Origin of the sequence: Lysinibacillus sp. FSL H8-0500 (assembly GCF_038051955.1) — a bacterium.
Lineage (GTDB): Bacteria > Bacillota > Bacilli > Bacillales_A > Planococcaceae > Lysinibacillus > Lysinibacillus macroides.
Map to the genome: position 1 here is coordinate 2,487,491 of NZ_CP150292.1, position 11,741 is coordinate 2,499,231.

Genomic DNA, 11,741 nt, shown 5'->3' on the forward strand with positions numbered 1-11,741 from the left:
GAGGTAGTGATCCCCTTGCTAGGATTTTCTTATTTGAATAATGCTAAATAGTTGCCATAGCCTTCTTTTTCTAAGTCTTCTTTTGCGATAAAGCGCAATGCCGCTGAGTTAATACAATAACGCAGGCCGCCTAGCTCACTTGGCCCATCTGGAAAGACATGACCTAAATGAGAGTCTGCCTCTTTACTACGTACCTCTACGCGACGCATACCATGGGATGTATCAAAATGCTCTGCTACTTCCTCTTTTTCAATGGGCTTGGCAAAAGCAGGCCAGCCACAGCCTGAATTAAATTTATCCAGTGAACTAAATAATGGCTTCCCAGAAACAATATCTACATAAATGCCCTCTTCAAAATGGTCATCATATTCATTGCGAAACGGTGGCTCTGTACCATTTTCCTGTGTCACATAATATTGCATTTCAGTTAATTCTTTTAAACGCTGTTCTTTATTCATGTTTATTCCCCCAGTGATGCTCCTGAAACGCTCTGCGACCTGATCCAATCGAATAGCGCTCATAATGCATTGGATTTTTCTTATAATAATGTTGATGATAATCTTCAGCCGGATAAAACGTGCTCGCTGGTAAGATTTTTACCATAATCGGCTTATCAAATTTACCAGACGCCTCTAAATCTGCCTTGGCGCGCTCAGCTAACTCACGTTGTTCTTCATTATGATAGAAAATCGCCGTTGTATAGGATTGTCCACGATCATAAAATTGACCACCAGCATCTGTCGGATCAATTAATGTCCAATAGGTTGCAAGTAATTGCTCGTAGCTATATAGCTCATCATTGAAGATGATTTGTACAGCTTCCACATGTCCAGTCGTTTCAGCGCATACTTGTTCATATGTGGGATTTTCAACATGTCCCCCTGTATAGCCCGATATGACTGATTCGATGCCAGGTGTTTCATCAAAGGGCTTGACCATGCACCAAAAACAGCCACCTGCAAATGTTGCATATTGCCTTACCATAGCTTTCACTCCTTATTCACCAGGTACAATAATTTCTAATAAAATTTTATCATTGGCTAAATCCAATTCCTTTGCACGAACACGTGAACCTGATGCAATATTAATACGCGATAAATCAATATAAATTTCCGCTTCATTAGGATTTACCGTAATCCATGAGGGGAATTCCACCGAATCACGCATAATTTTCATCGTTGTTTCTGGTGGAATATTGAGTAGCCCCACATTCATACCGGTTTGCTTTAAAATAATATTACCACTGTCATCTACAATCGGATCAAAATTCATCGAAATTGGAATTTCTGTATAAAATACAGTGAGCGTGCTTTTTAATTGAATATCGTTTCCGATTGTATAATCAATTGGTAAGGGTGATCCCTCTACTGCATCCTTTAAATATTTTTTCGATATTGATTCTAATTCTTGTGCTGTTGTTTGCACAACGAGAACATTCTCTTTGCCTTCACTTTTACCTACTGTATTCTTTGCGACATTGACACCATCTACTGGTCTAGTTGCTAAAAAAACAACGAGGAGGATTGCAAAAAGCACGGTGCCCGCTAAGGCAAAAAATGCGACCTTCCATTTATTCATTTTGTCACTCCTCGAAGCCTATTGCTTTGTTAATCTTTTTTTCCATCTCACACTGCTCCATTGTTACGAGTATACGCTCTGTCATTTTGTCATAGCCCTTTGCATTTGGGTGGAAAAAGTCTGTATGATAAACAAGTTCTTCGTTTGAATCAAATAAATCCTCCACCGAAATATAGCAGGCATTGGAATCCTCACTTGCTACTTCCTCAATCACCTTATTCCATTCTGTAATAATTGTATCAAATTCATTGGCCTCATTTGTAACAATGGAGAATGGATTGTAAAAACCAATGAGCAATAGGGGCACCGTTGGGTTTTTCGCTCGAATCCCTTCAATAATTTTCCTGTAGCGCTCCTTATAAGCAAGCAATTCTTTATCAAAGGCATCGCGCTTTAAATTAAATAGATCCTGCTTAACAACTTTCATTACATCATTGCCGCCCATTGTTAATGAAACGAGCTGTGCCTGTTGCAGCTCTTCATTATAATGCCCCTTTTTCACTAATTTTAGTAGCTGATCACTGCGTCTACCACGTTTTCCGCGATTATCGACCTCTACCTCTGCTACAGAGGGCCATGTTAACAATGAATCTGCTAATCTTCCCACATAACCGTCTTGACTATACTCATCACCAACACCGGCCGTTAATGAATCGCCTAGTGCCAAGTAATGTAGTTGTTTTGCGTTTTCTTCATCAATTTGCGATAAATCCTCTGCTGATGGCTCAAAAAAATGTTCAAAAATTTGCGTCAACATATTCTTAGAGGTTTTTTCCTCGTCCTTTGTTTGTTGCTCATCCTGCGTCATCTCTTGCTCCGTCTCTGCCTGCTCACCATCTGGCTCTGCTTGCGGATTCGGTTCGTCGATTGATATTGCACAACCACTTAGTACAAAGACGGTCAAACATGACAATATAAATCGCCACATGCCGATTTGACCACCTTCCATCCCTTTCTATTACTTCTATTATAGAATAGTTCATACCGCAATGGAAAGTGACTTCCCTTTTGTTCTTGATAATTTTGATGGATTCTATAGCAGTTCGCTCCATTTTGTGTGGAGGTGATCAATTCTGCGTGGACTTCGCTCAATTTCTTGGCGAGAGTGATCAATTCTATGGGGACTTCGCTCATTTCCTTGGCGGGAGTGATCAATTCTGCGTGGACTTCGCTCAATTTCTTGGCGAGAGTGATCAATTCTATGGGGACTTCGCTCATTTCCTTGCCGAGAGTGATCAATTCTATGGGGACTTCGCTCATTTCCTTGCCGAGAGTGATCAATTCCACGCGACTTCGCTCATTTCCTTGCCGTAAGTGATCAATACAATAATTGCTGTCAGAACTTCGCCTAATCTTCACTATACGAAAAAAGCCACTACACTCACAAATGTAGTAGCTCCTGTCTATTATTCCGCGTAGTAAATAAACCCAATGGCTCCTGGCCCTGTGTGGGTTGAAATAATTGGAGAGGTAAAGGCGATTTCGACATCCTTAAAGCCCGTGCTCTCAACCAGCTCTTTTAATGGATTGCCCATCGTCGCAAGTCCATCTGCATGGGAAATACCTACCGCCTTCACGGTTTTGCCAGCCGTATCTGCTTGGAATTGTTTAAATAAATAATTCACCACTTGCTTATGGCTACGCACCTTTGACACAGGATTGTAAACGCCACCCTCTAAATTAGCAATTACTTTAATATTAAGCAATGAGCCGATAAAGCCTGTACCCTTACCGATTCGACCACCTTTAATAAGGTTTTCCAGCGTATCCACAATTACATACAAATGTGTGTTGGCACGTACCTTGTCAAGACGTGCTACAATTTCCTCTACCGTTGCGCCTGCATCACGCAGCTTAATGGCCTCTCGAAGCTGGATAGCAAGACCTATAGCGATAAAACGAGAGTCAATCACCGTAACATGGGCATCTGTCATTTGTGCCGCCTGACGTGCAGACTCAACCGTGCCGCTCATGCCCCCCGTCATATGAATGGAAAGAATGTGATCACCATCTTTACCAAGCTCATCGTATAATTCCTTAAATTTTCCCGGTGCAGGCTGCGAGCTTTTTGGTAAATTTTTCGCATTTTTCATTAGCCCTAAAAAGGACTGTGGCTCTAAATCTACCCCATCTATATACGTGTTACCATCAATTTGAATGGTTAAAGGCACAATATGTATACCATGCTGTGCTATCTCTTCTTTTGTTAAATCACAAGTTGAGTCCGTTACTATATGAATTCGTCCCACTTCGACACATCCTTTTACTTCATTAGCATTTATTATATAGATGAATGAATCATTATGTAAACATGACATTTGTCATTAAGCCAAGTCTTATTGTAAGCGCTCTCTTAAAGTGACAACAATAAAAGCCCATCAAGGCATATGACATTTTGGATAGAAAAGATATGACAAATGTAAATGGTTGTTTAGATGCTATCGGGGTATAGTAAATATATCAACGAAAGGAGTGTTTCAAATGGTGGATTCATTTGACTATAAATCATGGAAGGAAGAGCTATGGAATGCCATTACACACGGTATTGGCTTTATTGTCAGCATTCCAGCATTGGTGGTCTTACTATTAGCAGCCATGCAAACAGGAAATGCCCTACATGTAACAACTTTTAGTATTTTTGGCGCTTCGGTCATTATTTTATTTTTAATGTCGACATTGCTGCATAGCATGCCAGAAAAATATAAGCGTTTTTTCGCCATTCTTGACCACTCATCCATTTATATTTTAATTGCTGGTACGTATACGCCGTTTTTATTAATCGCTGTTGGTGGCGCAGTAGGCTTAACATTGCTCTGTATTATTTGGACATTGGCGATGCTTGGAGTGCTTTTTAAATGCTTCTTTATTGAGCGTTTTGAAATGCTCTCATTAATTTTTTATATCGGGATGGGCTGGTTAATTATTTTTGCTATTAAGCCTGTTTATTTATACTTAGGCTTTCATGGCTTTGCCTTGCTACTAGCAGGTGGGTTATTTTATACAATTGGCGCGATTTTTTATGCATGGCGCTCCCTACCTTATAATCATGCAATTTGGCATCTCTTTGTTCTAGCTGGCTGTGCCTCGATGTATGGCTGCGTATATTTTTACTTATAGCATGAAAAAGCACGGTGCGTGTGAACACCGTGCTTTTATGTGGCTTTTCGTTCAAAAATTTGATACTGGAATGTATAGCCGTCTGGTGCTGTTTCAGGTGCTTCTGATGATACTTGTACAAAATCCTGCTCGTATTTTGGGAAATAGGTATCCCCCTGAAACGAATGATTGATTTTGGTAATGTACAAGCGATCAGCCATAGCCATCGATAGACGGAAAATTTGCTCACCGCCAATAATCATAATTTCAGGCACATCTCCAGCAAGTGCCAGGGCATCCTTTAAGCTTGTCGCTGTTTCAATACCTTCTGCTGAGTAGCTTGGATCGCGCGTAATAATAATATTGCGTCGGCCAGGTAGCGGACGTCCAATGGATTCAAACGTTTTGCGCCCCATAATCATTGGCTTGCCCATTGTCTTCTGTTTAAAATATTGCAGATCACCGGGTAAATGCCAAGGCATACCATTGTTATAGCCAATCACATCATGGTCATCGTGCGCTACAATTAAAGAAATCATTTTATCCCTCCAGTCACTCTCTATTATAACCCTATTTTTGCGTGATACTAAAAATTTTTTGCATTAAATCCTAGTAATTTTATATGAATAGTTTATAATAAAACCAAACGACCGAGATAAAGGATGGATAACAATGACAAAATTAAGAGATGAAGCAGTTCAATTCATTCAAGCAAATCATACGGATACACCTTATTATATATGTTCTCCACAACAAGCAAGAGCGATGCGCAGTGTTACACCATGGCAATCTGCGCAGAAGCCACAGCTTGCAGCAATTGAAGATAAATATATTCCTGTACGTGATGGCGCACAAATTCCTATACGGATTTATACGCCTGTTATTGGCAAAAAGCTACCTGTGATTGTGTTTTACCACGGTGGCGGCTGGGTTTATGGCAATTTGGACTCTGTCGATGCAGGCTGTCAATTATTAGCCGAGAAAGCACAGGCAATTGTTGTATCAGTCGATTATCGTCTGGCTCCAGAGTATCCCTTCCCTATTCCACTTTATGATGCCTATGATAGCTTATTATGGGTGCAGGAGCAGTTGGAGGCACTGGGTGGTGATGCCACAAAAATCACCATTGCTGGCGATAGTGCTGGTGGTAATCTGGCAACGGTTGTCACTTATTTAGCTGCTACATTAAATGGGCCAGCTATCCATGCACAGGCACTTATTTACCCTGTTGTTCATGTGGATTTTTCCACAACTTCTTATGCTACCTATGGTGAAAACTATGGCTTAGATAAGGAAGGGATGGAATGGTTTGCCCATCATTATACAGATGAGCAAAACTTTACAAACCCGCTTATTTCCCCTCTATTAATAGAGGATGTGAGTGTTTTTCCAAAAACGATGATTATCGCTGCAGATGCCGATGTACTTTACGATGAAGGTCAGGCCTACGCACAAAAACTGACACAAGCAGGGGTGGCTGTTGAACATATCACGATGCATGGCTTAATCCATAGCTATTTTAGTAAAATGACTTATTTTGAGGATGCGACAATTGATACAGTTGAAAAAATTGCCCAGTTTCTGAAATAACTTTAGCTATCCAGCTTAAACAATGCGATAATAAGGCAAAACGTTTTTTAAAGGATGACATGATGACACAAATAGTAACTTTACAACTTAAACAGCCCTTTGCTAATTCATTAAAAAAGGGCTACCCGCTTCTTACAAAGGATGCCGTGGATGCACGCCAGCTCCCAGCGCAGCAGGGCACATTGCTAAGACTCGTTGACCAGCATCAGCGATTTATTGGGACAGGGTACTATGGTATCCAAAATAAAGGCATCGGCTGGGTATTAACAACAGATGCCACTGAAGCGATTGATCAAGCTTTTTTTAGCAAAAAATTTAAAAAGGCTATCGAGAATCGTGAAGCTTTTTTTAATAATCCGAGCACAACAGCCTTTCGTGTGTTTAATGGCGAAGGGGATGGTATTGGTGGTCTCACAATTGACTTTTTTAATGGCTATTATATGGTGAGCTGGTATAGCGAGGGTATTTATTGCTTTAAAGAAGCGGTCTATGCGGCATTGGCGGAAACGGTTCACTACGAGGCGATTTATGAGAAAAAGCGCTTTGAGGGCAAAGGGCAGTATGTAGAGCAGGATGATTTTGTCATGGGTACACCAGGCGAATTTCCAATCATGGTGAAGGAAAATGGTATGGTCTATGCCGTGCATTTAAACGATGGGGCCATGACAGGTATTTTTCTTGATCAGCGTGACGTTCGATTGGCGATTCGTGAGCGCTATGCAAACCAGACAAATATGCTGAATACCTTCTCCTATACAGGCGCCTTTTCAGTAGCAGCGGCACTTGGAGGTGCGCTTAAAACAACGAGTGTCGATGTAGCGAAGCGCAGTTTAGCGAAAACGATTGAGCAATTTAGTGTAAACGATATTGACTATGAGGCACAGGATATTAAGGTGATGGATGTTTTTCATTATTTTAAATATGCGCAGCGCCACGAGCTACAATTTGACCTTGTTGTATTAGACCCCCCAAGCTTTGCCCGTACAAAGCAAATGACGTTTTCCACTGCAAAGGACTATCCTAAATTGCTTAAGGATGCCATTGCCATTACAGCAAAAAATGGCATTATTGTTGCTTCAACCAATAATGCAAGCTTTGGTATGAAAAAGTTTAAAGGCTTTATTGACCAAGCCTTTCAAGCGACAAATACACGCTACAAAATAATGGAAGAGCATAGTTTACCAAAGGATTTCCGCGTTCTGCGAGAATACCCTGAATTTAATTATTTAAAGGTTGTTTTTATTAAAAAGCTTAACTAACTAGAAAAGGACGTGTTTCAAAAGCTATTTGAAACACGTCCTTTTTGTTTATAAATAATCCATAAACCAATCACGGATATACGTGAGGCGTTGGATTCTTAGTGATGGTTTGCCGCTTCTCGATAGCTCATGGTTAGATGCTGGGAAGCGAATAAATTTGGTTTCTTTTTTGCGCTGCTTTAAGGCGATAAATAATTGCTCTGCCTGCTCAATTGGACAACGATAGTCGTTTTCAGCATGTAAAATCAATAATGGTGTTTCTATAGCACTTACATACTTCAATGGTGAGTGATGCCATAGCTTATCAATATCCTCTAGCCCCGCAAAAATTTGCCAGTCTGTAAAATAATAGCCGATATCACTCACACCATAAAAGCTAATCCAGTTTGCAATCGAACGTTGCGTAACAGCAGCTTTAAAGCGTTTTGTATGCCCAACAATCCAGTTCGTCATAAAGCCGCCATAGCTACCACCTGTCACACCAAGACGAGCCTGATCAATAAAATCAAAATGTACCAGTGCGTAATCCACCGCTGCCATTAGGTCCCGATAATCATTGCCGCCATAATCACCACGCACAGCATCAACAAAGGTTTGCCCATAGCCATGACTGCCACGTGGATTTGTATATAAAACGGCAAAGCCCTGTGCAGCTAAAATCTGAAATTCATTAAAATAACTATTGCCATACATCGCATGTGGACCGCCATGAATTTCCAGAATAAGTGGATATTTATTGCCCTCTTGATAGTCAATCGGCTTCATCATCCAGCCATGAACACGCCAGCCCTCTGCCCCTTTAAATTCAATCGCTTCAGGCACAGCTAAGGCTCTTGTTTGTAAAAATTCCTGATTCACGGCCGTAAGCTGCTCTTTTTCCCCTGTTTGTAAATTTATATAAAATAAATCGCCAGGATTTGTTGGCGTGCTAATGGCCACAATGGCTTTATCACGCTTAGCATCCAACGAAAAGCCATAAACATACTGGTCATCCAAAATAGCTGGATATAATTCACCTGCAAGATTGCCAAAATAAATCGCTGTGCTGCCTTGGTCTGTCACTTGGAAATAAAAGCTTTCATTATCTGCCAGCCATTGCACATGAGGGGCTACAACGCCTTGCAGGAAATCGCCAATCATACAATCACCAATATGTGCGTCAAAATCACTTGTCACACATGTCAGCTGCTGTTGCGCTAAATCATATAACCATAACTTTGCTTGGGTAGCATTTTGAAATTCACGTTTACTACCAAGAAACGTCAGGAAGCGACTATTTGACGACCATGAAATTTGATAAAACATGCCTATCCCCGCTGTTAGCTGACAACTCTGCTTTGTCACGACATCCAATAAATAAAGATCATTGGTAAATGAAAGATCTTGATCCTCCGCTAAATCGGCTGTATACGCAAGATATTGGCCATTTGGTGACCATGCACCAAGGTAAAAATGATGACACCCTGCTGTCAGCTGCTCCAATTCACCTGTTGCGAGATAGACAATGGCAATATGGGTAAATTGCTCCATATCCAACAAGCCTGCTGCATCTGACTTATACTTCATATAGTCAACTTCCAGTGGCTTTAGTTCCTTGTCCCCTGTTTTAGGCTCTTCGGGTTGATCATAAATGCTATCCTCTTGACCAAGCTTAACGGAGAACGCAATTTTTTTGCCACAGGGCGACCATACAGGTGAGGTTGCCCCATGTTTACAATGGGTTACTTGCTTTGCCTCGCCACCTGCCTTTGCCAATACAAAAATTTGTGGCTTGCCCGTTCTAGTTGAAACAAATGCAATTTTACTGCCATCTGGTGACCATGTTGGAGCGCTTGTTTTCTCCTCGCCAAATGTCCATTGCTGTGGCTGTTTATCTTGTAAATTAAGATAATATAAATGTGAGATATAGTCGTTGCTCTTTTCATCCATAGCTGTTTCTATATAGATAACCTCTGTACCATCAGGCGATAGCTGTGGGTCAGAGACCGATTTTAAGTGATATAAGTCTTGTGGTTGAATGCCTTGCTTTACTGTCATCTTTTTGCCCCTTTAATTATAAGTATTCCCTTATAATATTTCGACACACTAATGATAATTCCTGCTTAGGCTCTGCCAAAAATCGTCCGACTTTGTTCGGCGGTAAAATTTATAAAAAGGCTCATTTAGGCGTCCATGCTCCTTATAGAGCTGAATAATATGCTGTACAAACGCTTCAATTTTTGCTACCGCTACCCTTTTGGCAAATAATGTGCCTGCCTGTGCTTTTGCGCCCATTGGCACTGCACCTAAATAGACATCAAAGCTATCCTGTTGATAAACGAGCCCAATATCATCATAGACGGCATTATAGCAGGCAGATGCACAGCCATTGATATTGACACGCATTCTTGTAGGTACTGTCACGTCCTTCAATGTATGATAAAGCTGCTCTGTGATTGGCGCTGCCTCCATTTTCTCCCCATCGCAAAAATCACAGGCCTTCATTGCTACAATTGCCCCTGCAGGCATACTATAAAGCCCTGCCTGCTGCAATGTATAAATAGCTTCTTTAACATCGCTTGTTGGAATAGCTAATAATAGGCTATAGGAGGCCGAATACTTAATCGCGCCCCGCTCTCCAACAACTTCTGCAATCGTTTGAAATTGTGCAGGTGTATAATGCTTATTAATAACGCCAGGGCTAATAACCAAACGTGTAAAATCACCTTGACGATTCAATGTTTCAAAGGTTTTGTCAGGTATATTTTTCTGAAATGCATTCATGCATATCGCTCCTTAAGAAAAAGAAGCTAGCAAAGCGCTAGCTCTTTTTAAAAGTTTTCGGGATAGAAGCCTTTTGCTAAAATTTCAATCGCCTCTGCTGCACGTACCCCCTCAGACGCTGCTGATAGTGGTAGGATCACGAAACGATCATTTTTAACTGCCTCCATTTCCTTTAATGCAGGATCGTTTTTTAAGAAGTCTATTTTTTGTTGGGCTGTTGTTTCACCATAATCAATAACAACAACAACCTCAGGATTGCGATCTACGGCATCCTCCTTTGATACAGTTGTCCAGCCTGATTCCACATCACCAAAAACATTTTGCCCGCCAGCAATGGTTACAAGCTCATTCATAAAGTTTTGACCAGCCGTGAACACATCCTTTTCACCACTATCAAATACTAAAACACGTAAATCTTCGCCCTCCTGCGGTAATTTCGCACGAACAGCATCTACATCCTTTGTCATTTGCTCAATTAATGCCTCTCCGCGCTCCTCCACACGGAAAATCTTTGCCACATTGCGAATATCAGTGAAAATATCCTCCAATGTTGGCTTTGTCATATTCGAAGATGTATGTAAATACGTATGAATGCCTAGCTCCTCCAGCTCCTCAGGTGTGCCAACTCCCTTTTCACCAAAGGCACTTTTCCAGCCACCATATAAAAAATCTGCCTCTGCATCAATGACCTGCTCCTTTGTTGGGTATTGGTCTGATAGAACAGGCACTTTGTCATATGCCGCTTGCAATGGCTCATAAATTTTATCATCTAAGTAAGCCGTACCTACCATTGAATCCTCTAAGTCTAACGCTAGCATAATTTCTGTCACATGCTGATTTAAACTAATTGCTTTTGTTGGTGCTTCTGTATAGGTTTGCGTTGTATCATTATTGTCGACTACGACTTCCGTTGCAGCTGTTTCCGCTGGCTCCGTCTTTTCTTCCTGCTCTGCTGACTCCGATTTATCGTTGGCATTACATGCGGCTAACATCGCTACAAGGGCAATGATAAGCACAAGCCAACTACTTTTCCATTTTTTCATGTTCCTGTTCTCCTTTGTTATAAAAATAGCAAGAAGGCATAAAAAATCCCTCTTGTCACCAAGAGGGTAGCATAGTGAAAAAATGGTTTGTCAACCTTTATCACTATCCCCATCCTCGTGGTTCGTAGTTCATTCATCCATAGTGGCAGGTCTCCTGGCTTAGGTTCATCATCTATACGCCTTCCCGTAGCATGACGCTACAGTGGCATATTGTATAGACTCCCCATTTACAGTTGCGGGACAGCATCGGAATTGCACCGATTTCCCTTTTAAGCAAATAACAAATGCTATTTGCACCAATATGTTTTATGATTATTGATACTATTGATAGACTAGCAGAAGAATATTTTTATGGCAATGCATAAATTAATAATTATACTTATTTTAGCACTATTTTGACATTGACAGGCAC

13 protein-coding genes and 1 riboswitch are annotated in these 11,741 nt (G+C 41.0%); of the genes, 3 read left to right on the forward strand and 10 right to left on the reverse strand.

Features of this window, described 5'->3' with window-relative positions; genetic code table 11:
- Positions 1–29: 29 nt before the first annotated feature.
- From msrB to MHB44_RS11870, 6 genes are all read right to left on the reverse strand, one after another.
- The gene (msrB, locus tag MHB44_RS11845; protein ID WP_341302966.1) at positions 30–464 is read right to left on the reverse strand and encodes a peptide-methionine (R)-S-oxide reductase MsrB; all 435 of its coding nucleotides are present in this window, start codon (positions 462–464) and stop codon (positions 30–32) included.
- Positions 451–984 (reverse strand): peptide-methionine (S)-S-oxide reductase MsrA, encoded by a 534-nt coding sequence (gene msrA / locus MHB44_RS11850; protein ID WP_341299306.1) that lies wholly within the window; start codon positions 982–984, stop codon positions 451–453. The genes msrB and msrA overlap by 14 nt, the downstream gene beginning before the upstream one ends.
- Positions 985–996: 12 nt before the next feature.
- Positions 997–1,578 (reverse strand): YpmS family protein, encoded by a 582-nt coding sequence (locus MHB44_RS11855; protein ID WP_341299307.1) that lies wholly within the window; start codon positions 1,576–1,578, stop codon positions 997–999.
- 4 nt (positions 1,579–1,582) lie between these two features.
- Entirely contained in the window at positions 1,583–2,506 is a 924-nt protein-coding gene (locus tag MHB44_RS11860) for a GDSL-type esterase/lipase family protein (RefSeq protein WP_341299308.1), read from the reverse strand.
- Entirely contained in the window at positions 2,479–2,865 is a 387-nt protein-coding gene (locus MHB44_RS11865) for a hypothetical protein (protein WP_341299309.1), read from the reverse strand. Before MHB44_RS11865 ends, MHB44_RS11860 begins: the two co-directional genes overlap by 28 nt.
- 119 nt (positions 2,866–2,984) lie before the next feature.
- Positions 2,985–3,827: a DegV family protein gene (locus MHB44_RS11870; RefSeq protein WP_341299310.1), complete on the reverse strand. Its 843-nt coding sequence runs from the start codon at positions 3,825–3,827 to the stop codon at positions 2,985–2,987.
- 232 nt (positions 3,828–4,059) lie between these two features.
- Here MHB44_RS11870 and MHB44_RS11875 point away from each other — a divergent pair, with 232 nt between their 5' ends.
- Positions 4,060–4,695, forward strand: a complete 636-nt coding sequence (locus tag MHB44_RS11875) for a hemolysin III family protein (protein WP_341299311.1) — start codon at positions 4,060–4,062, stop codon at positions 4,693–4,695.
- A 35-nt stretch (positions 4,696–4,730) separates the two neighbouring features.
- Here the strand turns inward: MHB44_RS11875 and MHB44_RS11880 are convergent, their stop codons facing one another.
- A complete protein-coding gene (locus tag MHB44_RS11880; RefSeq protein WP_341299312.1) occupies positions 4,731–5,213 on the reverse strand; it encodes a dihydrofolate reductase in 483 nt (160 codons plus the stop codon).
- Positions 5,214–5,346: 133 nt separating this feature from the next.
- Between MHB44_RS11880 and MHB44_RS11885 the strand changes: the two genes are divergently transcribed.
- Together MHB44_RS11885 and MHB44_RS11890 are read left to right on the forward strand one after the other, a co-directional pair.
- Complete coding sequence (locus MHB44_RS11885; RefSeq protein ID WP_341299313.1) at positions 5,347–6,264, forward strand: alpha/beta hydrolase; 918 nt, start codon at positions 5,347–5,349, stop codon at positions 6,262–6,264.
- 62 nt (positions 6,265–6,326) lie between these two features.
- Positions 6,327–7,523, forward strand: coding sequence for a class I SAM-dependent rRNA methyltransferase (locus MHB44_RS11890; RefSeq protein WP_341302967.1), 1,197 nt, complete (start codon positions 6,327–6,329; stop codon positions 7,521–7,523).
- Positions 7,524–7,571: 48 nt separating this feature from the next.
- Here MHB44_RS11890 and MHB44_RS11895 read toward each other — a convergent pair whose 3' ends face one another.
- Genes MHB44_RS11895 through MHB44_RS11905 form a run of 3 tightly spaced genes read right to left on the reverse strand, consistent with a single transcriptional unit; the run spans position 7,572 to position 11,329 of the window.
- Positions 7,572–9,560 (reverse strand): S9 family peptidase, encoded by a 1,989-nt coding sequence (locus MHB44_RS11895; protein WP_341299314.1) that lies wholly within the window; start codon positions 9,558–9,560, stop codon positions 7,572–7,574.
- Positions 9,561–9,608: 48 nt separating this feature from the next.
- Positions 9,609–10,286 (reverse strand): precorrin-3B methylase, encoded by a 678-nt coding sequence (locus tag MHB44_RS11900; RefSeq protein WP_341299315.1) that lies wholly within the window; start codon positions 10,284–10,286, stop codon positions 9,609–9,611.
- 47 nt (positions 10,287–10,333) lie between these two features.
- A complete protein-coding gene (locus MHB44_RS11905; RefSeq protein ID WP_341299316.1) occupies positions 10,334–11,329 on the reverse strand; it encodes an ABC transporter substrate-binding protein in 996 nt (331 codons plus the stop codon).
- A gap of 126 nt (positions 11,330–11,455) precedes the next feature.
- A riboswitch (cobalamin riboswitch) is annotated at positions 11,456–11,645 on the reverse strand.
- Positions 11,646–11,741: the final 96 nt, after the last annotated feature.